Raw genomic sequence first — 22,087 nt, 5'->3', positions numbered from 1 at the left:
TTACACCTCTATATATGTGTAAACATATATAGAGGTGTTTTATATTAAAAATTATTTTATAAAAGGGGGCTTTTTTATGTATACTTTTGTAGCTGGTCTTTTAATACTTTTATTAGGCTATTTATTCTATTCAAAGTATCTAGAAAAACAATTTGATGTAAATGCAGAAAGAAAAACTCCTGCATATACTATGACAGACGGTGTAGATTATGTTGCTATGCCTACATGGAAACTGGTTTTAATTCAATTTCTAAATATTGCAGGACTTGGTCCTATATTTGGTGCTATTCAAGGAGCATTATTTGGTCCAGTAGCATTTCTTTGGGTAATGTTTGGCTGTGTACTTGGGGGCGCTGTACATGACTATTCATCTGGCATGATTTCATTAAAAAATAATGGGGCAAGTCTTTCAGAAATTCATGGAAAATATTTAGGCAAAACTGCCCAAAGTATAATGAGAATACTAACTGTATTCTTCTGTATGATAGTAGGAATTGTATTTATAACTGGACCTGCAGGGTTACTGGCCGTATTAACTCCACATGTTCTTAGCAAGACATTTTGGGTATTCGTTATTATTATATATTATTTATTGGCAACTCTTATGCCTATCGATGTAATTATAGGTAAGATTTATCCCCTATTTGGTCTTGCACTTTTATTTATGGCAGTTGGAGTAACTGGAGGACTTATATTTGAAGGTTATCATATTCCAGAGTTAACTTTTGCTAATTTACATCCTAATAATGTATCAATATGGCCAAACATGTTTGTTACAATTGCCTGTGGAGCTGTATCAGGATATCATGCTACGCAATCTCCTCTAGTTGCAAGATGCATGAAACATGAAACAGACGGAAGAAAAATATTCTATGGTTCAATGATTCTTGAAGGTGTTGTAGCAATGGTCTGGGTAGCTGCTGGACTTGCTTTTTATGGTAATACACACAGCTTGGCAGCTGTTGTCCTTGGAAAACCAGGTGCTGCAGGTGCTGTATATGATATCACAAAAACACTTTTAGGCCCACTAGGAAGCGTTCTTGCAATGCTTGGAGTAATCGCTTGTCCTATTACAACTGGAGATACATCATTTAGAGCTGCAAGAATTGGACTTGCCGAGATAATAAAATATCCTCAAGATAAAATAAAAAACAGACTCGTTATAGCTGTACCTATGTTTATTATTGCAATATTTTTATCCTTTGTAGATTTTCCTATATTATGGAGATACATGACATTCCTTACACAAGCTTTTGCTATGGTAACATTATGGGCATGTTCTATATATTTATATGAAACCAAAAAAAATTACTGGATTACTGTGATACCTGCAATTTTTATGACTGCAGTTAGTATATGCTATATATTACAGGCAAAAGAAGGCTTCAGATTAAATCCTACCGTAGCCAACGTTGCAGGAATTCTTGTTGCCATTGGCAGTTTCGTATTATTTTACTATCATGTGAAAACAAAAGACGTATCTGATAGTGCCGCAGCATAAGTAAAATAAAAAATAGATAAACAGATAATGTAAAATACTCTAATTTATCCGATGGCTACCATCCGTTATTTTCCTAAAGGATAACGTATTCTAAGTGCTAAGTACACTAATAAGACTGTTAATAAGACTCAGATGGAGAGGTATTCCTCATAAGCAAACTCCACCTGAGCCTTAGAATCACTTGATATTATGGAGTTTTAAGAATCCATTTTCAAAATTTGTATTTTCCATTGGTTTTCCATAATAATATCCTTGGAATATATCACATCCTAAGCTTTTTAAAGATTCTATTTGTTCTATTTCTTCTACTCCTTCTGCTACAACTTCATATCCAAAATAATGAGATAATGAGATAATTGTATTAACCATTACCACACTTGCTTCATTTGATGTTATATCATCAACAAAAGATTTATCAATTTTAATAACATCTATGGGCATATTTTTTAAATAATTTAATGATGAGTATCCAGTTCCAAAATCATCAAGGCTTATTTTGATTCCATTAGCTCTTATTTTATTTATATTATTTACAGCTTTATCAAAATTCTTAGCTATTGTTGTTTCTGTAACTTCAAATTCTATATACTCAAAAGGCACTTTAAACCCTTCTATTATTTCCAGTAAGTTGTCACATAGTTTACTGTCAATGAGCTGTTCTGTAGATAAATTTACAGCTATTTTAAAATTTTTATAACCTTTATCAATCCAATTTGATACATTCCTACATACCTCAACAATAACTGATTCTCCTATATATTTTATAAGACCTTCCCTTTCTGCAAAATCAATAAATTCTGAAGGAGGTATAATCTTATTGCCCTCTTTAATCCATCTTACAAGCGCTTCCGCACCTAATACCTCACCATTTTTTGAAATTTTAGGTTGATAAAAAGCTTTAAACTCACCATTTTTAATCCCATCTTCTATTGCCTTTTTCTTTATTGTGTCTTCATATATACCAACATTTATAGCGTCATTATAAAAGCTATATACATGTTTGCCTATTCTTTTAGATTCATACATAGCATCATCTGCACGCTTGTACAAAGTTTCAAAATTATTTCCGTCTTTAGGAATAACTGCCACACCCAGGCTTGCAGTCACATAATCAACATTTTTGCCATAAATATTAAAAGGCTTTTTAAATACATTTAAAATTTCTCTAAGCATTACCTCTGCTTCATCTTTATTCTTAACAGACTTTATTAAAAATAAAAATTCATCGCCTCCATTATGACAAATGTAGTCTTGAATATGCATTACCTTTTTAAATCTTCTCCCTGCCTGTTTTAAAAATTCATCACCTGAAATATGACCTAGCGTATCATTTACAGCTTTAAAATTATCCATATCCAAACTTATTAATAGCGAATAGTTATTTATTTTAGGAATTTCTTTAACTAATGTGTTTAATACATAATTCTTATTGGGAAGGTCAGTAACACAATTGTGAAATGCATAGTAATCCATTTTTTTACTTATTTTAGTAACCACAAACATCATTAAACTAAACAAAAGTATCATTGCAAAATTAATAGCAATTATTGTCCGTAAGGTGATTTCCTTTATAATTTCATTTTTATCACTCAAACTTTTTATATATTGGTCTGAATAATTTAACATTTCTTTGCTTAGTTCAATTCTTCTATCTCCTAAATTCATTATTTCTTTCTTTTCATCATTGGTAATAGCTTTAGATTCTTTTAGCTTTCCAAGCAATTCATTTAATCTATTTGAATATTTCTTATTTGATTCTTTAAATTGAACAACTAAATCTTTTTCTTCATCGGTTAAATCGTGAAGCGTGGTATATTTATTAATATTTTCTTCAACATCTTTTTCATATTCATCTACCTTATCTTTCATATCCATATAGTCATTAACTGAATACAGTGCGTATAATCGTATACTCCAAACATCTTCATTGATTTTATTTGCATAAGCAGAAGTTAAATACCCATTTTGGTACATATTAGTTTCATTGTTGTAACTATCTTTAAGTGTTTTATAAGAAATAAACGTAAATATTAGAAATATTGTCAAAGCTAACATTATAACACTATTAAATATAATTTGTAATTTTGGATTTTTTGAAATAACCTCAATAAAAAAATTTTTTCTAATTTTAATAATTATCTTTTTTATCATAATTTCTCCCGTTAAATACAATAATTCATATTTTAAACTTATCTACTACTTTTCCAAATTATTTCATCTTTTTCAACATACAATTATAACAATTCATATACAACTCAAATATATAATATTATATATTGGGGCTGTATATTTAGTCAATCTATTTATTTCTTACAGTTTTCCCATTCTTATATAGACCTTCAGTGATAGCCTGTTCAACACCCTATCTTGTTATATAGCATCATCTATATACTTTAAATTAATCTTTCTTTTGTTTTCAAGAATCTCCACAATAGTTTTTTCAGTACCAACCATCCCTGGAGATGCAATGCATCCCATATTCTTCATGGTTTCTTCAGGAGTTTTGCCATTAATGCCATGTACATCATCAATATATATACCGTTCATTGCAAAATCTACAGCTTTATAGGCAGCATCTACAGCAACAATTCCTTTCATAGTGCAGCCTTGATTTCCACCATCGCATATCATACCAGTAATACTGCTAGCCATATTGTTTAGCACATGGGCCATCATGTCTACAGTTCCCCCTCGCAAATATACCAATGCACATGCCATTCCAGAACCTGCTGCTATTGCGCAGCCACAGAAGGCTGAAAGCTTTCCAGAGTATTCTTTAATATACATGCAGACTAAATAGCTGAGTGCAGTAGCACGAAGTAGTTGTTCTTTTGTATAACCATTTACTTTATAAGCTGCATACAAAGGCATTGTAGCTATAATTCCATGGGCACCAGAGCCTGTAATACTCATTGCTGGCTTATCCAAACCAATTACACGGGCTTCAATTGCCGCATTGCAAAATAACGATGCAGTGGACTGTTCATCTTTAGAAATTTCCTTTCCTCCATTGTTTTTCAAAAGATGTCTGGCAAATGTTGTTCTAGGGTTCTTTAATCCTTCACCATATAATTTAAGATTAACTTTATAAGCTTCTTCTATAAAACTTATTTTTTTAACATCAACAGTTGTAATATAATCGTATAATTGCTGAAGAGTATATTTATGTATATCAAATACCTCTTTTGACAGCTCATTACTGTCATCTTCTTTTTTACCTTTTTGCTCCATTTCTACTTTTCCATTTACAGTAATCTTTGTAATATTTGTATGAGAATCCTCTATGGTAACAACAGCTGTATCACTTTCAGTAATAACTGCAGCTTCTATAAATATTTTACTTGTAATTTCCTTAAGTTCAACTGTGACAGCACCAGATTTTACGAGTTTATGGGCTTCTATATTGTCCTTCTCTGTTACATTTTCTAATGCTTCAAGGCCTTTTTTTACATCTCCTGCTACATAACCCAGCGCTGCAGCAAAGACATTGCCAACCTCACTGCTGTTTGGTATACCGCAGGTAAAAGCATTCTTATACATGCCGCTGTTCATTGCTACATTTATTTTTATCACATTACCTTTTGTATAGCTTCTTGCTTTTGCTACTGCAAAGGCAATTGCACCTGGCTCTGTCACCCCTAATGCAGGCTTCATATCATCTTTAATTAATTGTGTTAATTCATGCATAAACAATCCCTCCTTAAATTTATCTTATTATTTAATTATACATATTTATTATGGAAGATTTAAATTCACTTTTACAAAGTATACTATGTCTAAGATATATCCCATATTAAAAGTCTATTAAGCTATATTTAGGCACCAATTTGTTACAGGCTTAGCCTTAATTTTGTTTGCATAATAAAAGCATGATATAATTTATTTGTTATGTCAATTGAAAACAAAAATATTATTTAAATGAGGTATAATATATGATTAAAATAATGTTTGTATGTCACGGCAACATATGCCGCTCACCAATGGCTGAATTTGTATTAAAAGATATGGTCAAAAAACATGGACTTGAAGATAACTTCTTTATAGCATCCTCTGCAACAAGCACCGAAGAGATCGGCAATCCTGTTCATAGAGGCACAAGAGACAAGCTTTCTAAATTCGGTATTTCAACAGATGGAAAATATGCCGTTCAGCTAACTAAATTGGATTATCAGAAGTATGATTATATCATAGGAATGGACAGCTATAATATAAAAAATATTCTCAGAATAATTGGACAAGATTCTGAAAACAAGGTTACAAAGCTTCTTGATTTCTCAAATACTTCAGGTGACATTGCAGATCCCTGGTACACAGGTAATTTCGATGAGACCTATGATGATATAAAAATAGGCTGTGAAGCTCTTTTAAAATACATATCAGATAAAGTTTCATCCTTGATATAACAGGGGTGATCTCTTCTTTTTATCCGATGGCTACCAGCCGTAATACCCCCATCGCACACAGCGAAAGCGACTATCGCCGAATCAAAGATTTGGGATATCTGCTTTTCTTATAAAGTGTGGTGATAACGGCTGCTACGCCCCTGGATAACGATTTCTAAGTTTAAGATGGATAAAAAACTCCACCTGAAACCAAGAACTCTGTTTATATCCCTGTTAAACATTCTAGCACATAATAATACTTTTAAATATGTTACTAAGTTATTTTTATTTAAATAATTTAGTAACATATACTAAAATTGTTGTTACAACATAAGTTTTTTATTGATTTTGTATCTTCAGATATGCGAGTCAATTCATGTTTCATATTATCTTGTTCAGCTTTTATGATATCTACTTTATGTTCAAGAGCTTTAAGTACCTGAGTATTTTCATTAACTTGAGATTGCATATCCTCTAGCAACTTCAATATTTTTTCTTCATTGTTCAAACTAGATCATCCTCCCAATTAGAATTAAGAGAATTATATCATATAATACTTGCAAAATCCATTTACTCATTTAATATGTTCTAAATTAATTATTGAGATAAAGTTTCTTGGTATTTACATAGAAATTAATGGCAAATAGAAAAGCACCCATCCTCCAAAGATTAGTGCTTCACTCTCTCAAATCTCTTTGTTCTTCTCTTCGAAATTCAACATCCTGCCTTAAGTATATACCTCTTTTTACCGCAATAAGCTTTCCACTAGAATTTAAGCTAGATAATCGTTGTTTACTAATACCAAGGTATTCTATAACTTCAGAAGAGTTCATAGTATTATCCTGTATTATTTTTATAATTTATTAAAATACTTGGTGCAATTTTCTTCAGCGAATTTGTTATCAACAGATTTTAATTTTTTATAATTTTCTATAGATACAGTTAAATATAATATTTTAATATTTCCTTGTAAGTATCTTTAAACTCTTTTTTTACGAATTTCTTAAAGCATTGTGTTTCAATAAACTCTCCCTCACTATTAAATGTTCCAATTAATTTTATATACTTAGGCGGTATATATGAATTGACTAAGATTTCATCTATCCTCCAAGACTTATCTATTCGCTTAATTCTTTTAGAATATTCTCTATACTCATCAATTGTGCAGCAATTATTCCAATATAATTTACCATAATGTTTGGCCCTTTTAATGTTTTTTTCTAATTCTATATCATACATCATACAAAATCCACTTAGCCCCAATGAACCCATAATACACTTACTAAGATCATCTATAATAACTGCATAAACATCCATGTTTCTATATCCTAATTCTTCATCTTGTTCTTCACCAATCCAATTACTCAATTGAGGATGCAGGTATACTGAATTCGCTTTAGATATATCACTATTATGATTATTTAATTCATCCAATATTACACTTGCATTATAAACTTCTAAATCCATTTCTTTATTAGGAATAAGGCCATTCTTTAGAATACTTTTTCTGTTTTTAATCGATGTAATGTGATATCCTATATTTTTTTCCCTAATAGAATAAAGTACATCTTCATAGCACGGTTGAATTTCATACCCCTTTTTTAATATCTTATGTATATCTTCAGTTTGCTGCTTAAACCATTCTCTTAGATTAATTTCTGCTTTTTTATATGTATCCCCATAAAACTTAATACGTTCTACACCGATATCACCAATTTCTATATCAACTTCAGCACATATCTTATCCTGTTCTTTATATAGCGTATAATTTATTCTAAAATGATTATACGCATAAAATCTTTTCTTCAATTATCTACCTTCCAAAATTTCAATTATTTCATAATCCATTATAAACTCTACATCATATCCAAATTGTTTTGGTAGATCAGAGTAAGTAACCATTGCCCTAACCAAAATTTTATCCCTATGGTTAATTCTACGATATACTCTATATGCTTCAAGTTGATCTTTTGTACTTTTTCTTATTATCTCATTAAATTTGCTCTTATGATGCTCTATAGCCATGAATCTTTCACCTTGTTGTGGGTCAAACATTTCTTCTGTTAGCACTGTATCTGGCGGCATATTAGTTATATCCATTTTTGTCTTCCTTTCAATATAAACTTAGCAATTTCATTATGGCACCATTTGTGGACCTATTTATGTCACAAAGCTTTATTACATCAAATTTTAACTACCTCATTAGTATAATGCTTTGCACGTTCTATTATATCCTGATGACAAGTGAACAAAAGCAGTTGAAATTCATCCCCTTTTTGAACTGCATAATCAGACAAAAACTTCAAGGCTGCATCCATTCTTTCGTCGTCATACTGCATCAGCACATCATCTAAAAATAAAGGTAAATAAATGTTTTTATCAGAAATAAGATCTGCAATAGCTAATCTTAATGCCAGATAAACCTGGTCAACCGTTCCATTACTCAAATATTTCCATTCCCTATAGTGTATACCTGATTGGATAGAAATATCGTAATCTTTTGTTACAAGAATATTACCGTATTTTCCATTAGTCAGGCTTTTGAATATTTCTGAAGTCTTCCTATTTAATTCCGGTCCGAAACTCTTGCGCATCTCATCTGAAGACTCCTGCATTACTTCAAGTGCAATTTTAAGACAATCAAAGTATTGTGTCTTTTCATCCACCTCTTTTTCCTTTTCATCTATTTCTTCTTGAATCTGACTTGAATTTTTATCCGGTGTCCTGATTTTTTTCTGCAAATCAAACAATTGTTGTTCAATATCTTCAGATGCAATATCTTTTTGTTTTAACTCTTCTATGGAATAATTAATATCTCCTACAGATTCAAATCGTTTTATTGATGCTTCCAATTTATTTTTTTCCTCATTTAAATGATCAAGTGAAAGAGAATCATATCCCATTCCCTTTGCTATATTGAGAACTTCATATTTTTCCCTCTCCAATTGAGAAATCTTTGCTTGAAGCTCTTGTACTAAAGCTTTAGCAGCTTCATAATTCGGTGTAATTTCGTATTCATTTAATTTATTCAAAAAATGTTGAGATTTTTTTAAGTACTCTTCCTGAACTCTTGTAACAGCATCATGATTCTTCATGTTGGAAGCATACTCCAGATATTTATTTTCATATTCTTTTATGGATGTACACGATTTTTCATTCATTTTTTCTTTAATTTCCAGTTCTGCAGCATTATAAAGTTCCTCAATTTTATTTCTATAACTTACAGCATCTGTTTCCTTTAAATCCTCTTGCTTTAAAGCTGTAATTTTTGCTTCTGCATTTAAATTTGAATTTTCCGAATATTTTTCAAGCATATAGTTCAATTCCTGCGAAAAAATGCTTTGTCTTGTATTTAGATAATTTAAAGCTATATCTTTCTCATTTTTTAGCTTTGAACATTTATCCATTGAATTCATGTAGGCACTATTATTTTCTATTAATGATTTTAATTTTTCTTCAATTTTATCAATTTTATTTGAAATATCCGCTATTTTATCTTCATAATCTTTTGTTCTATCAGAAATCCTCTTGTCTTCTCTTTCACTTTTAACTTTGAGATTTTGCAATTCATGTTTTAGATTACTTGTTGAATCGTATTTATTGCCTTCTTCCATTTTCTCACTTTGTTTATCGGACTTGATTGCAAATACACCTATTCCGGCGGCAGCAACAACTCCAATTGCTGCAATTGGACTGATTTTTACTGCAAGTATAAGTGAAATGACGCCAAGTATAACACTGAAAATCAGTAATGAATTTTTATTCTGTCTTTCTTTACCAGATGTTTGCCGCAATTTGCCCTGCATTGACAATTTTTCACTTGTAAATTCAATATGCTGCTCCCTCAATTGTTTTTCAGAATGCCACTTTGCCCTGTCTTTTTCAAAGTCTCTTGTAATCTTCTCTTTGTCCATTATTCTGGTGCTTTTTTCTTCTTCATACTTCCTATAAGCTTCATGAAATTTTTGTAATTGTCCTGCCAGTTCAGTTTCTTTTTTTAACAGTGTTTCTGCATTTTGATAACTATTTTTTGCTTCTATAAAAGACCTGAACGCCGGTAAAAAACATTCATCAATTCTCTTTAGTAAGTCTTTAACTGTTTTTCCCTTGCTGACCAGTTCATTTAGACATTCATACTCCTTTTCACTTACTGGAATAAGCTTATTTCCATTACAATCTTCATTTTTAATTGATCCTTTCAGCTTTTCCAGGCTTCCGCTTAATTTTTCACTTTCATCCATTAGTGAATTGCATTCCGTTAAAAATGCCTTGATACTTTTAAATGGAATATTTTCTTTTTCTAATTTTTTTTCTGATTCAGTGTACCTCATTATTTTTTCAATAAGAGAATTTATTTGCTTGAGTCTGTTTCTATTTGTATTTAGCTCCAGCAAGTCTTTAATATTTTTTTGCTCATCCAACTTTGTTTTCAGGCAATGATATTCTTCCATGTTTTTTTTCTGTTCATCTTCAAGTATTCGAATATCCTCCATTTCATTATGCAAAGAGTCAAGTTCATTTTTAGCTTCAACGAGTATTCCCTTTTTTCCTCTCTTAGATTCCATATCTTCTATTGCATCATTAATACGGTTTATCACCAATTGCTGGGATACATTTTCGTCTCCTGAAAGAACTAAATTTGACATCAATTTTTCTGCAACTTCATCATTATTCCTATTGGAAGAAAAACTTCCTATATTACTTATATAAACACTGCGTTCAAACCCGTCCAAATCAAGGCCAAAAAACCTTTTTCCAATCTCTTCATTTTTACCAAGAGATACCTCCTCTCCAGTGTCCATATTGATCAGCTTTACTTTATCTGCTCCAGGAGTAGCACCCATATCTTTCTGCAGGCGGTAACATGTTCCATCGTGTTCAAATTCGATTGCCCCATTCATCATAGAACCATCCCAGGGCTGGTATTTCTTCCTCAGATTTTTATTTATGTCCTTACCCCTTTCCAGTTTGCTGTAAAACATTATTTTAATAAATGCCATCAAGGTTGATTTTCCATCCTCATTTTTTCCGTATATCAGTTGAAAACCATTTTTAAATTCTAGTTCATAGTCCTTGAATTTTCCAAAACTGCCTACCTGCAATTTATTAATCTTCACTATATTTTACCTCCCCGAAAAATGCCTTCAATCCAAGCCTGAGTGCCTTGTTTAATTTTTCTTTTTCATCAGGTCCTGCATCATTTATCCGTTCCATCATCTTCCGTATAAAAATATTTCTAAGTGTCGTTTCCGCCGGAACCGCGTCAAAATCTATCTTTACTGTAGTATTATCTTTAATCTTAACGAAGAATATCTCATATAAAATTGCCTTGATATCATTAATATCAATACTGACATTGTCTGCAATCATTCCTTCCAGAATCACCTTGTAAAGATTTTCTGAATAATTTTCTTCACATCTTGACTTCATTTTATCCAGTATAATATCCGCAGCCATTTTTGAATTCTTTGCATCGGAAATGTCTACATGAAGTTCAACATTCATACGCTGGCACAATCTATGGTATTTTAGCCTGCACAGCCCTTTTGAAACTGTCCCGATGTATACACCTTTTTCATCAAGCTCATCAAATCCCCTTCCTTCCGGGCATCCTGAATAGGCATAATATGTATTTCCAGCTTTTAATACTTCAGTCTGTTTATGAATATGTCCTAAAGCAGCATAATCAACTTTGCTATTTTTAAGCTGCGTTTCTGTAATTGGATTGTAATTGCTCTTTTGATGGGGGGCGACAAGTTCACCGTGAATTACACAAATGTTAATTAACTCATCATCTGGAATGGTAAAATTTTTCAACATGGAATCGACTTGATATGTTCCCGTAAAAGCTCCTCCCCACAGACGAACTCCCAATTTTTCAAGTTCTATTTTTTCTAATGTACCTTTAAAAATAATGACATTACGGGGCCAGAAATCCTTTAACAAATAGGGTGAATCTTCAGTAATTGGATCATGATTTCCCGGTGCAATTGCAATAGTAGTACCTTCCAGTCCTGCAAACCCATTTTTTATTTCTTCCAGCATAGTTTTCTGAACATGAACATTATCAAATAAATCTCCCGCTATCAGCAATAATTGTATTTTTTCATCCTGACATAATTTTAAAATATTCAAAAATGTTCTTTTAACTTCAGCCCTCCTTGTCACTGCTTTTCTTCCCAATGTTGATAATTCTGCGCCAAGGTGCATATCTGCACAATGCAATATCCTTATTTCTTTCACATTCATACCTCCATAGACAATTAATTCAAGCATATATCTTTATAAACACACTTTTCACATTCATGGTTTTCTGCTTTTGAAAAGTCTTCAATTTTCATGGTTTTATTCACCCCACTTTTAATATATTTTATTTATTCTCTATTTTATAATAGAATCCTCTAATATTCATTAAAATTTCCATTTCTATTTTATGGTAACTATTCAGCCGTGCTGATATCATACCTAAATTTTGGATACACCAAAAGGGGTATCCTAATAAAAAATACCCCTTACTAAAAACTTAAATCAATGGGATCAATAGCCTTCCTATGTAAAAGTCATTTAAAAATGTTTAATGAATATTATTTTTTAATTTTCATACTGATAGTGCTATTCATAAACCCTCTCCAGCACAATCCCTTCCTTAAATCCTCCACGTTCCTCTTTCTTTTCTAGTCTTTTCTTTATCAAATCCTCTTCACTATACCCCAAATTCTCAGCCAATCCAAAAATCACTTCCATAACATCAGCTAATTCTTCTAAATTTTTATCTTCTAAAAACTCATTAACTTCTTCTTGAAGTTTTGCTTCCAATAACTTATAGTGTTCTTCCTTCTCTGCCTTCCTAACATCAAATTTTTTACCAGCAGCTTCTATTACCTGTGGTATTTTATCACGAACTAATTTATTATAAGTCTTCATTATATTAACCTTCCTTTGCTCATTCTCACTTTTTCTTATTTTCTACTCTATTTTTATAATACTCTCTTGTTCTAAAATCTACTGCATCTTTAAAATGTTTCACAAAAGCTTCATTTGCTTTAAATTCCTCTAAATTTTCATTTAAACAGTAATCTTCTTTATCAAAATAGAAGAATTCATTTTCAGTTTTAGCCAAAAACTTCAATGGATTATCCTTTGCCAGCTTATACCACTGCTTTTTATCCCAGTTTTTAAAACCTTTTGTAGATTTCTGATTTAACAAATCTACTGCATTTGATCCTTTTGCATAGAAGTTTTTAAAACTATTATAAATATCTTCTTCATCTATACTTAATTTTAAGTTTCCATCATTATAAAAAGCTAAAAGTACAGGCATCTTATAGGTTTTAGACATAGATGTGCTTTCTATCATATTTATAAATTCTTCTGCCTTTGTTCCCATAAGCTCATCCTCATTTTGCTGAAGTTCCTCAATATCCTTTAAAAAGCCTAAGTAATTTCTAAAAGGATTTTTATCTGATACATTTTTTATTCTATTATATATGTCATTTTCAATATAAGTTATAAACTCCACTCTTGTAGGTCTGTGACCTAAGTCTTCTTTTATTCTGTAAAATTCCTCTTTTATTATATCCTGAAGCCTTTTACCCTGCTGTTCCATTTTTTTGAATATGTCCACAAGCCTAAAATCAAAATCTACAAAACAGTCTTCTGGATATTCTTCTTCATCTGGTATAGTTCCTGAGCCTATAGAATTCTTTGGTTCCCCAGTAAGAAATAAAGGTACGAGATTTGCCTTTTTATAGTTTCCTATAAAATCTAGTACATTTAAATAATTCTTTCCCTTATACTTACGAAGACCCCTTCCAAGCTGCTGTAAAAATACTGTTGGTGATTGTGTAGGTCTTAAGAACATAACAAGATCTATTGAAGGAATATCCAAGCCTTCATTAAACATATCCACTGAAAATATTACTTTTATTTCACCTTTGCCAAGCTTATTTACTGCTTCATTTCTATCTACGCTGCAGTCAGAGCTTCCTTCGCTTACTACTGCACAAGCTTTTATACCTTTACTGCAAAAGTATTCTGCCATAAATTCTGCATGCTTTCTTGATGAACAAAATCCTAAAGCTCTTTCACTTTTGTATTTACTATAATGTCCAATTATTAAATCCGCTCTTTTATTTATCATCAAAGCTTTTTCCAGCTGGTTATTATCATATTTACCATTTTTATAATTTATGGTTTCATAATTTACAAGTTCATCATATATTCCATAATATCTAAAAGGCACAAGCCACCCTTTATTAATTGCAGATTTCAACCTAACTTCATAAGCTACATTGTTATCGCATAATGCAAATACATCTTTATTATCCAATCTTTCTGGAGTAGCTGTTAAACCTAACATAAATTTAGGCTGAAAATAATCAATTATATTTTTATAATTTCCCGCAGCTGCATGGTGAAATTCATCTATTACAATATAATCAAAAGCGTCTTTAGTAAAATACTTATCCTTTAAATATTCAGGCTTTCCAAGAGTTTGAACTGTTGCAAATATAAAATCGCTGGTATTATCTTTGTTATTACTATAAAAAAATCCTATAGACTTATCTGGTCTTACATTCTTAAAAGATACTGCTGCTTGATTTATTATTTCTTCTCTATGAGCTACAAATAAGATTCTATTATAATCCTTTGAATCAAAAGCAGCTAAATACGTTTTTCCTATACCTGTAGCTGCTACTACCAGACCTTTATCATAACCTTCTTCTCTTTTTTTCTTTAATTCATATAGAGCTTCTATTTGTGCTCCCCTTGGTTCATAAAGCTCAATTAGATTATTTTCCTTCTCTAAAGAAACACTTTTATTGTTGTCTATATGTTTGTATACCTTAGGTCTTACCCAACTTTCTGAATACTTTCTCATTTCTTCCTCATCTATTATTTTAGAATAATTTAAAAATAGATCCTCGAAAGTACTTTTAAAGCTGTTAAAATCATCAATATTCTTATTTTTATTTAATCTATAATTCCATTCAATGCCGCTGGTTAATGCTGATCTTGATATATTGGAGGAACCTACATATAAATCCCCATCCTTTTCATACTCAAAAATATATGCTTTTGGGTGAAATGACTTGTTAGGTATATTATAGAACCTCAAATCAACCTTATCTCTCATTATATCCTTTAACATATATAAAGCTTGTGGTTGAGTTATATTTAGGTAGTTACCCGTAAGTATTCTTATAGGTATGCTTTTATTTACTACTTCCTTAAGTTCTTCTTTTAAAAGCTTTACTCCTGACTCCATTAAAAATGCAACTATTATATCAATGCTTACAGCTTTCTTAAAGGACTCCTTAAGCTTAGGAAGCAAATAATTAGTGTCACCTGTAATACAGTTGGATTTTTCTATTTCTTTAGCTACTATTGCGTCTACAGACATATAATCATAATTATTTTCTAATTTCAACTTTTTTGTCATGCTTTCACCTCTTCCAAGGTAGAATGTTTTTCTAATTTTACAATTTCACAAATTCATAAAATTTATTTACCTCAGCTATATTAATTGCTCTTTTTACATAAAATTTCAAATTATACTGTTATTTTATAATATATTCATATCTTTTTACAGTAAAAAAATGGAGACAAGTACTAACTCTTCTATAAAAGTTTATTAATATAACTTCTAAAAGCTAAAACTTGTCTCTAATTACGATTTAAATATAAATATTTTTCCCATATCTAATTATTTTCAATTTCTATTCTATTGCAACTACACCAATCTAATGCAATTTTTCTCAAAGCTTCATCTCTAAACTCATACCATTTTTCTTCTACATTAAGCCTGAAAGTCGTATCCTTAAATCTTCTAAAAGCTCCTTTTCCATTCAATACACTTAACAGTCGATTGGATACTTTATCATTATCTAAGGAATAACAAAATTCAACCATAATATCATACTCATTAATATCAAACTTTGATGGTAAAGCAATATAATAATTCCGGTTTTCTTCAACATCAATAGCCGCTCTAACATCATCCCTCTGCCAATCAGGCAAACTTTCTAAATCTTCCATGCTGCAATCCTCAGCTAATCTTCTTGTTTCATCATCCACATAAGTAATTTCACCTGTCATCTTATTATAATAATAATTGCTATCATCATTAACTAACTCCATAGCTTCTATAATATCTTCTAATTTAACTTTTTTCATCACTACAGCCCTCACTTTTAATTTATCATAAAAACTTTTCAACGTATGAATTATCCTTTACCAATCTCCGTAACTACAAAAAATTTAATTAAACCATTACTTCAAATATCTTTTTTCCATCTTCTTTAATCCACACTGCAGTATATCTTTTATTTCTATTAATTTGAAAGAGCTTCTTGTATTTCTTCACAAAGTCTTAAATCATCCTCTACTGTCATTATTTTATACATGCTTCCACCCTAACGTTACAAATATTGTATTTTACCCATCATACTCAACTAAAGCCTTCTTTAAGTTTCTAACTCCCCCTCTAGGATTTTCTACATCTCCCTTATATCTAGGAATTAGATGAACATGCAAATGCTTTATTGTCTGTCCAGCATAATAACCAATATTAACTCCCACATTGTATCCTGCCGGTTCATACTGAATATCTAACATTTCCTTAACCTCATACATAAGGCTGTATATAGCTTTTAATTCTTCCTCTGAGGCTTCAAACAAAAATGGAAAATGTCTTTTGGGTATTATCAAGGTATGGCCTTCATTTACAGGAAATTTATCCATTATAGCAAAAGCAAGCTTATTTTCTGCTATTATTTCTGATTTGTTGTAGTTACAAAATATACAATCTGTCATTTTAATCCCTTCCTTCTCTAATTTGAAGCTTAATATTCTTGATATCATTTACTCCACCTAATATAAGACTTTTAAAAGTTATATCTTCTTTTGAAGCAATAGCTAAATATTTATTTCTAAGCACTCCTAAAAAATGCCCCTTTACTTTAATTTATACTTTCAAATAATATTCTCTACTTTACTGCAATTTCAGTTCTATTATTTAAAAATCACTCATAAAAATATCTGCACTTATCTGCAAATACTCATATTCAATTTCAGTAATTATACCATACAACAGCTTTCCGCCATCCATGAGCCTTGATATAACCTCATTTTTTGTTCTTGGCACATACCCTAGCTTTCTATTTTTAGCATCATATATTTCTATAGCCAAATTATCATATTGATTTTTGGGCTCCCTTTTTAACAGTAACTTGTCTCCTACATTTAGTTCCTTCTCTATGCTGTGTCCTTCATAATAGTTTAAACCTGCAATCCATATATTTAATAAAAATATCTCATTAGCATATGGCATGGGTAAATTTCCTGTGGAAAAGGAATTTATGAGGCTTGTCCCTGAAGTATTAAATTTAGTTAAAGCCTTGTCATCCATACTTCACATCCCCTAAAACTTATTTAAATTCGCTAAGTACAACCTTTAATCTTTCCCTATAGGTTTTCAAGAACTGAATATTTATCTGAATTTCATCAATTTTGTCTTTCACCCACTGATCATTTGAAATCTCCTTTTCAATTGTGAATGGGAACATTTTCTTTATTTTATCTATCTTATCCAGGCATTTAAAGATTAAATTCTTTAACTTTTCAATTTTATCTTCTATACTTTCATCTTGTTTATATAATAAATCATCCATATTTTTGTCTTCCACTAAATACATCAAGTTCTCTAATTCTTCTAAATCTCCATTCTTATAAGCTTCACAAACCCTTTGCCACAAAAGTTTGTCCCTTTCATCACATTTATGTATGTCCGGATGCAAAAGCTTTATAAGTTTTCTATATAAGCTTTTAAATCTTTTGCTTTCTTCATCAGAAAGCTTTGGTAATTTCATAAATATTTCTGCATCTTTTATCTGCTTGGAAAAAGCATTTATCTTCTCATGCCAAACTCTCAATTCTTCTTTCATAACTTGTTGGATATATTCTTCTGACACAACTTCTCCCCTATTTAATGCTGATTGTCTAAGGGATATTTCTTTTTTCAAAGCTCTTATTTCAAAATTTAAGTTCATTCTCTCCATTTCATACTTTCCAATGGAACACATATATTTTGTTTCTATATTTACCTTTTTCACATTTAAAAGAAAATCTTTTTCCTCTATAAGTTTGGAAAGTTGCTCTATAAATGATTTAAGAAGTTTCTTTTTTCTTTCATATTCTATATTAAAGCCTACATTATTCTCTTCCATTTCATCTGCTCCTTAAGTTATCAATAAAAACAACTCACTAAAATTTTTCTATAAATTATTCTTCATTAATTGCTCTTTTTACATAAAGTTTCAAACACTACTACCATTTTATAACATATTCATCTCTTTTTACAGTAAAAAAATGGAGCTAAATAGTAACTTTTCTACAAAATCTTATAAAACTTCTGAAAGTTAAAACTTATCTCTATTATTATGTATTCCTTTAAAATATTATTTTTATTATATATTCTTTTCCATCTCCACTACTTCCCCAAAAATCTTTAAGTATTTTCTTATATTCATCTGAAACTTTTAAGCCATCGCTTCTATTTTTCATACTTACCAAAGTAACATTTACAATTTCATTATTTTCACCTGCTATAGTTACATTAATATCTTCATTCTGCTTGGTTTTTAATAATTCTAGAGCATCTGGTGCTCCATTAATTGGTTAGATCTGCTGCTCTTTTATATGAATCTTTAATTTTATCTACTGGTAAAGCAATCTGTCCTTCTACCATATCACCAACAAACGTTCCGCTTCCATTATATATTTTATATGCAGTATAAGCTGCAATTAATGCATCCAGGAAATCATCCTTATACTTCTTATTTATATTTTTAAGATAATCTCTAATTCCAGTAAAGCCCTGTCCCTCAATAACATTTATTCTCTTATTTATTCCTTTTTCAGTATTTTTATTGGATAGAAGCTTTCCTTTAAGAACTGTAAAACAAGCATGAGGAAATACTTCAATCATTCCTCTATCTTTCTTTTCATTTAAATTACTTTCATTTAGTAATTCAAATCCTTTTTCTTTTAAAATATTATATACTTTGAATCCTGTTTCCATCCAAGATAAATAGTTTTTACTTCTTACTATTTCCATAGATGATGGAGTAGAAAATGGATTTATACCTCTTCTTGATAACTCGTATTCTGAAACTTTTTTATTATAATGTCCATTAATTTTTCTACCTAGCTTATCTCTATATGCTTCATCATTCATTAAACCTTGATTTAGGTTATATGGTGCATCTATTGCTATTAAAGTTATAGGAGTATTCTTTATATATTCTTTTAGTTCATTCAAAATCATATTCTTCAATAAACTTACATTGAAATTCTCATCTATTTCTGCAATTGACAAAGTTCTTAAATGTACATCTATACCACAAAATTTCATTTTTTCTCCTTAAAATTTTCCTGTTTTGATACTGCCGATGTGGACATTTCAATAAAATTTGCCAACTGATCTGTAATCCCTTTTTCTTTTCCTAATCTATCAATGAATCTTACTTATTCCATATGTAAAGCCCCCTCAAGTACTCATCAAACACTCAAAGACTCTACTGGGGAAGATTAATAATTTTTCAAACTTCTGAATTCATTATTGTTTTTGTCCATTTAGGTAAATTTTTGTCATACCATATCATTTTCCCATTTCTTATAGATATCACCAGCTTAAATATATCTGTGTTATCATAAATATTAATTTCATCACATAATTCATTAACATTAAGTAAGTTATTTAAAGATTCACTATATCTTCTTTCTACATCTTTATCAGGTATTCCATGCCCACCCCTACTAACTCCTGCAAATATTGTATATGTTGGCATACTACTTACCTATAACCTTTTCTGCTTCTCTTTGAAGCACTAAGTTAGAAAGCATAGCATAAAAATCCTGTTCTTCTTTACATTTAGCTTTTCTAAACAAATCCATTAAATCATTGTAAGAATAATTTAAAAATATATCATATAATTTTTCATTATTATTCTTCATTTAAACATACCTCCATAAAAACACTTTAGCATTATATGAAAACATTTTTTACACCTCTATTATATCCTATTCTCATAATCTAAACATAGTATCTTCACAATATTTCTTAGCCAAATCTATTTCTCCTAAAAAGTACACACCCCAACCTAAAGATGCATTACCAATTGTATTTTTTAAACTACTCCCTTATTAGCTGCTCCCATAATCCCCGCAGGCATCTCTTCCTTCAATCTCCACACAAAGCTAATAGGCATGTTTCCTCTGTGACTTACATACTCTGCCTCTCCCAAATAAATGTAAGGTGCAGCTAAACCATCCTTCTTCTTATTTTCTCTAACAAATAAAACTATTTTATTACCTGTTTTGAAATGATTAATATACCTTTGTCCTGTTTCACTTTCTAAACTGGTTCTACTTTGACTTTGCCAGTGGAATAACCTCTCATTCATGGCGTAGTCCTCATAAAGAGTGGAAGGGGAATAGTCCTTTTCCGACTTATTTAAAGTTATAAAAAAGACATCTACTTTCATTTCTCTAAAATACTTTACTCCTTCTCTAAAGGATGGCTTTTTATTTTCATTAAAATATCCAAAGGCAGCCATAATCTGATCTATAGAATAATTGCAATGTAAATCTAATGGAACAGCTCCTCCTAAATCCACAGTTTTATCTACGAAATCAATATGTAAGTAATTATAATTACCTAAGTTTTGTACAAACAAAACTTTAGTAGTTTCCAAATTGTAGTTTCCAAAAAATAAATAGTAGGATAATACCACGCCTTAAAGTATAATTTTATTTGCAGATAAAAATTAAGAAAGGCAGGTATTATCCTATGAATAATTTTACCTTTACTCAAAATAACTGTAAAGAGGAAACTACCTCCACTTGGTTAATTGCAGTAATGCAATTTGGTTTAAAAATCAACTTATTTAAGCCATTTGAAAGTTTTAAGCTTAAAATGAAAAAAGTAACTTATTCTGTTTACCAAAAACTTATTGTTACTATGATGTCTATAGTTATTGGTTGTGAGACTACTAAAGATATCAATGAAAAGCTTGGTGTAGAAAAACTTGCTCTAAATATGTTTGATATGGATACGGCCCCAGACCAATCACAGATTAATGAGCTAATTAGACGGTTTGATTCTGACAGTATAAGCCAACTGCAAGATATTCACCACCATCTTTTTAGGGAACACAGTAATTCAATCTCCTCTCATACGCAAGTAGTTGTAGACTGTGACCAAACAGGTCTAATTGCTAATGGTAAAACTTTTGAACTAGCTGAAAAAGGCTACTTTGCTAAGAAAAAAAATCAAAGAGGATATCAACTAGCTGCCGCCTTTACTGGTGAACATTCTGAAACAGTAGCAATGTTTTTAGATTCTGGAAATACCCATTGTACTGACCACTATAATGACTTACTAAAAGCTATACTGTCTAAATATAAAGATCAACTTCATAATGGTAACTTAATCTTAAGAACTGATAGTGGCTTTGGTTCATCAGATAACGTTGAAAAGCTGCTTTCAATTTCTAAGTTAAAATTCGTTACCAAGGCATACTCCACAGTAAGTGCTAAAAATATTGCCAAAGATATAGATTACTCAGAATATACTCAGGCCGATAAGGCTGCTTGGGTTTACGAACTTCCAGAAAACAATGGAGTTAGAAACATTATAGTTCAGACGCTGTCTTCAAAAGGAAAACTAAAATATTCACTACTAATAACCAATATAAGCAGTAAGGATATGAACGCAGTAGAGATATTTCATTTTTATAACAAACATCAAACTATAGAGGCTTTCTTTAAAATGGCAAAGAATGTATACCATATAAAAAACCTAAGAACTTCAAAGTTTTACGGCATTTACGGATTTTTATGGCTAGTATTTATAACACATAATCTCATAAGTTGGTTTAAATCTACAGTTCTGTGCGGAACAGAACTTGAAAATGTAGGAGTAAGAGTTTTAGTCAAAAGTATTGGAACTATAAAAGGTTTTGTAAAAAGGACTTCTGAAGGAATTAGTGTAAATATTCCACCGATAACAAATCTAGCAAGGCTAATTGCTGACGCACTTTGTAGTCCTAAATATATACAAATGACTTTTAATATCTGAAGTTGAAAATTGACTTTTAATCAATACAAATTAATCCAAAACTAGAAATAAAATTTTAGCTAT

22 protein-coding genes and 1 pseudogene are annotated in these 22,087 nt (G+C 30.5%); 3 read left to right on the top strand and 20 right to left on the bottom strand.

All coding sequences use genetic code 11. From position 1 onward, the window contains the following. The first annotated feature begins 76 nt into the window (after positions 1–76). A complete protein-coding gene (locus DMR38_RS07410) occupies positions 77–1,501 on the top strand; it encodes a carbon starvation CstA family protein (RefSeq protein ID WP_127720687.1) in 1,425 nt (474 codons plus the stop codon). Positions 1,502–1,678: 177 nt separating this feature from the next. Here DMR38_RS07410 and DMR38_RS07405 read toward each other — a convergent pair whose 3' ends face one another. Both DMR38_RS07405 and DMR38_RS07400 read right to left on the bottom strand, forming a co-directional pair. Beyond that, the gene (locus DMR38_RS07405; RefSeq protein WP_127720686.1) at positions 1,679–3,652 is read right to left on the bottom strand and encodes an EAL domain-containing protein; all 1,974 of its coding nucleotides are present in this window, start codon (positions 3,650–3,652) and stop codon (positions 1,679–1,681) included. A gap of 219 nt (positions 3,653–3,871) precedes the next feature. Further along, a complete protein-coding gene (locus DMR38_RS07400; protein ID WP_127720685.1) occupies positions 3,872–5,188 on the bottom strand; it encodes an L-serine ammonia-lyase, iron-sulfur-dependent, subunit alpha in 1,317 nt (438 codons plus the stop codon). Between the two features lie 245 nt (positions 5,189–5,433). Between DMR38_RS07400 and DMR38_RS07395 the strand changes: the two genes are divergently transcribed. Continuing rightward, positions 5,434–5,904 (top strand): low molecular weight protein-tyrosine-phosphatase, encoded by a 471-nt coding sequence (locus tag DMR38_RS07395; protein WP_127720684.1) that lies wholly within the window; start codon positions 5,434–5,436, stop codon positions 5,902–5,904. A 277-nt stretch (positions 5,905–6,181) separates the two neighbouring features. Here DMR38_RS07395 and DMR38_RS07390 read toward each other — a convergent pair whose 3' ends face one another. The 18 genes and pseudogenes from DMR38_RS07390 to DMR38_RS07320 all read right to left on the bottom strand — a co-directional run. Further along, the gene (locus DMR38_RS07390) at positions 6,182–6,391 is read right to left on the bottom strand and encodes a hypothetical protein (protein WP_127720683.1); all 210 of its coding nucleotides are present in this window, start codon (positions 6,389–6,391) and stop codon (positions 6,182–6,184) included. Positions 6,392–6,560: 169 nt separating this feature from the next. Beyond that, positions 6,561–6,716 carry a DNA-binding protein gene (locus DMR38_RS07385; RefSeq protein ID WP_127720682.1) on the bottom strand — a complete coding sequence of 52 codons (156 nt, stop codon included), beginning with the start codon at positions 6,714–6,716 and terminating at the stop codon, positions 6,561–6,563. 109 nt (positions 6,717–6,825) lie between these two features. Continuing rightward, the gene (locus DMR38_RS07380; protein ID WP_127720681.1) at positions 6,826–7,692 is read right to left on the bottom strand and encodes a DUF4433 domain-containing protein; all 867 of its coding nucleotides are present in this window, start codon (positions 7,690–7,692) and stop codon (positions 6,826–6,828) included. After that, the gene (locus DMR38_RS07375; RefSeq protein ID WP_127720680.1) at positions 7,693–7,983 is read right to left on the bottom strand and encodes a hypothetical protein; all 291 of its coding nucleotides are present in this window, start codon (positions 7,981–7,983) and stop codon (positions 7,693–7,695) included. It abuts the gene before it with no gap. Between the two features lie 83 nt (positions 7,984–8,066). Then, positions 8,067–11,000 (bottom strand): AAA family ATPase, encoded by a 2,934-nt coding sequence (locus tag DMR38_RS07370; protein WP_175412941.1) that lies wholly within the window; start codon positions 10,998–11,000, stop codon positions 8,067–8,069. Beyond that, complete coding sequence (locus DMR38_RS07365) at positions 10,990–12,126, bottom strand: DNA repair exonuclease (RefSeq protein WP_175412940.1); 1,137 nt, start codon at positions 12,124–12,126, stop codon at positions 10,990–10,992. The genes DMR38_RS07370 and DMR38_RS07365 overlap by 11 nt, the downstream gene beginning before the upstream one ends. 369 nt (positions 12,127–12,495) lie before the next feature. Beyond that, a complete protein-coding gene (locus DMR38_RS07360) occupies positions 12,496–12,807 on the bottom strand; it encodes a nucleoside triphosphate pyrophosphohydrolase (protein ID WP_127720677.1) in 312 nt (103 codons plus the stop codon). 25 nt (positions 12,808–12,832) lie between these two features. Beyond that, complete coding sequence (locus DMR38_RS07355) at positions 12,833–15,286, bottom strand: DEAD/DEAH box helicase family protein (RefSeq protein ID WP_243124576.1); 2,454 nt, start codon at positions 15,284–15,286, stop codon at positions 12,833–12,835. A 299-nt stretch (positions 15,287–15,585) separates the two neighbouring features. Next, a complete protein-coding gene (locus tag DMR38_RS07350) occupies positions 15,586–16,059 on the bottom strand; it encodes a UPF0158 family protein (protein WP_127720675.1) in 474 nt (157 codons plus the stop codon). Between the two features lie 261 nt (positions 16,060–16,320). Then, a complete protein-coding gene (locus tag DMR38_RS07345; protein ID WP_127720674.1) occupies positions 16,321–16,698 on the bottom strand; it encodes an HIT family protein in 378 nt (125 codons plus the stop codon). A 1-nt stretch (position 16,699) separates the two neighbouring features. Next, positions 16,700–16,822 (bottom strand): hypothetical protein, encoded by a 123-nt coding sequence (locus DMR38_RS22495; protein WP_275935553.1) that lies wholly within the window; start codon positions 16,820–16,822, stop codon positions 16,700–16,702. A 78-nt stretch (positions 16,823–16,900) separates the two neighbouring features. Continuing rightward, positions 16,901–17,293, bottom strand: a complete 393-nt coding sequence (locus DMR38_RS07340) for an HIRAN domain-containing protein (RefSeq protein ID WP_127720673.1) — start codon at positions 17,291–17,293, stop codon at positions 16,901–16,903. Positions 17,294–17,312: 19 nt separating this feature from the next. Further along, positions 17,313–18,110: a J domain-containing protein gene (locus DMR38_RS07335; RefSeq protein WP_127720672.1), complete on the bottom strand. Its 798-nt coding sequence runs from the start codon at positions 18,108–18,110 to the stop codon at positions 17,313–17,315. 223 nt (positions 18,111–18,333) lie between these two features. Next, the gene (locus tag DMR38_RS22490) at positions 18,334–18,456 is read right to left on the bottom strand and encodes a hypothetical protein (protein ID WP_279230804.1); all 123 of its coding nucleotides are present in this window, start codon (positions 18,454–18,456) and stop codon (positions 18,334–18,336) included. 97 nt (positions 18,457–18,553) lie between these two features. Next, positions 18,554–19,297, bottom strand: coding sequence for a DUF429 domain-containing protein (locus tag DMR38_RS07330; RefSeq protein ID WP_243124481.1), 744 nt, complete (start codon positions 19,295–19,297; stop codon positions 18,554–18,556). A gap of 187 nt (positions 19,298–19,484) precedes the next feature. Further along, complete coding sequence (locus DMR38_RS07325) at positions 19,485–19,733, bottom strand: hypothetical protein (RefSeq protein ID WP_127720671.1); 249 nt, start codon at positions 19,731–19,733, stop codon at positions 19,485–19,487. A 1-nt stretch (position 19,734) separates the two neighbouring features. Continuing rightward, a complete protein-coding gene (locus DMR38_RS21740; protein ID WP_023163223.1) occupies positions 19,735–19,899 on the bottom strand; it encodes a hypothetical protein in 165 nt (54 codons plus the stop codon). Between the two features lie 173 nt (positions 19,900–20,072). Next, positions 20,073–20,609: pseudogene (locus DMR38_RS07320) on the bottom strand (DUF3427 domain-containing protein); the annotation flags it as partial. Positions 20,610–20,734: 125 nt separating this feature from the next. Between DMR38_RS07320 and DMR38_RS07315 the strand changes: the two are divergent. Beyond that, on the top strand, positions 20,735–22,024 hold the full coding sequence (locus DMR38_RS07315; protein WP_127720670.1) for a transposase: 1,290 nt from the start codon (positions 20,735–20,737) through the stop codon (positions 22,022–22,024). The last annotated feature ends 63 nt before the right edge of the window (positions 22,025–22,087 follow it).

The sequence above is a fragment of the Clostridium sp. AWRP genome, assembly GCF_004006395.2.
In the GTDB taxonomy this organism is placed as follows: Bacteria; Bacillota; Clostridia; order Clostridiales; family Clostridiaceae; genus Clostridium_B.
This window is presented reverse-complemented; position numbering and strand designations above follow the sequence as displayed.

What these genes read in the sequence shown, in the direction of transcription:
- DMR38_RS07410 (WP_127720687.1), top strand. Translation starts at nt 77, where the DNA reads ATGTATACTTTTGTAGCTGGTCTTTTAATACTTTTATTAGGCTATTTA.
- DMR38_RS07405 (WP_127720686.1), bottom strand. Translation starts at nt 3,652, where the DNA reads ATGATAAAAAAGATAATTATTAAAATTAGAAAAAATTTTTTTATTGAG.
- DMR38_RS07400 (WP_127720685.1), bottom strand. Translation starts at nt 5,188, where the DNA reads ATGCATGAATTAACACAATTAATTAAAGATGATATGAAGCCTGCATTA.
- DMR38_RS07395 (WP_127720684.1), top strand. Translation starts at nt 5,434, where the DNA reads ATGATTAAAATAATGTTTGTATGTCACGGCAACATATGCCGCTCACCA.
- DMR38_RS07385 (WP_127720682.1), bottom strand. Translation starts at nt 6,716, where the DNA reads ATGAACTCTTCTGAAGTTATAGAATACCTTGGTATTAGTAAACAACGA.
- DMR38_RS07375 (WP_127720680.1), bottom strand. Translation starts at nt 7,983, where the DNA reads ATGGATATAACTAATATGCCGCCAGATACAGTGCTAACAGAAGAAATG.
- DMR38_RS07360 (WP_127720677.1), bottom strand. Translation starts at nt 12,807, where the DNA reads ATGAAGACTTATAATAAATTAGTTCGTGATAAAATACCACAGGTAATA.
- DMR38_RS07355 (WP_243124576.1), bottom strand. Translation starts at nt 15,286, where the DNA reads ATGTCTGTAGACGCAATAGTAGCTAAAGAAATAGAAAAATCCAACTGT.
- DMR38_RS07350 (WP_127720675.1), bottom strand. Translation starts at nt 16,059, where the DNA reads ATGAAAAAAGTTAAATTAGAAGATATTATAGAAGCTATGGAGTTAGTT.
- DMR38_RS07345 (WP_127720674.1), bottom strand. Translation starts at nt 16,698, where the DNA reads ATGACAGATTGTATATTTTGTAACTACAACAAATCAGAAATAATAGCA.
- DMR38_RS07340 (WP_127720673.1), bottom strand. Translation starts at nt 17,293, where the DNA reads ATGGATGACAAGGCTTTAACTAAATTTAATACTTCAGGGACAAGCCTC.
- DMR38_RS07335 (WP_127720672.1), bottom strand. Translation starts at nt 18,110, where the DNA reads ATGGAAGAGAATAATGTAGGCTTTAATATAGAATATGAAAGAAAAAAG.
- DMR38_RS07330 (WP_243124481.1), bottom strand. Translation starts at nt 19,297, where the DNA reads ATGAAATTTTGTGGTATAGATGTACATTTAAGAACTTTGTCAATTGCA.
- DMR38_RS07325 (WP_127720671.1), bottom strand. Translation starts at nt 19,733, where the DNA reads ATGCCAACATATACAATATTTGCAGGAGTTAGTAGGGGTGGGCATGGA.
- DMR38_RS21740 (WP_023163223.1), bottom strand. Translation starts at nt 19,899, where the DNA reads ATGAAGAATAATAATGAAAAATTATATGATATATTTTTAAATTATTCT.
- DMR38_RS07315 (WP_127720670.1), top strand. Translation starts at nt 20,735, where the DNA reads ATGAATAATTTTACCTTTACTCAAAATAACTGTAAAGAGGAAACTACC.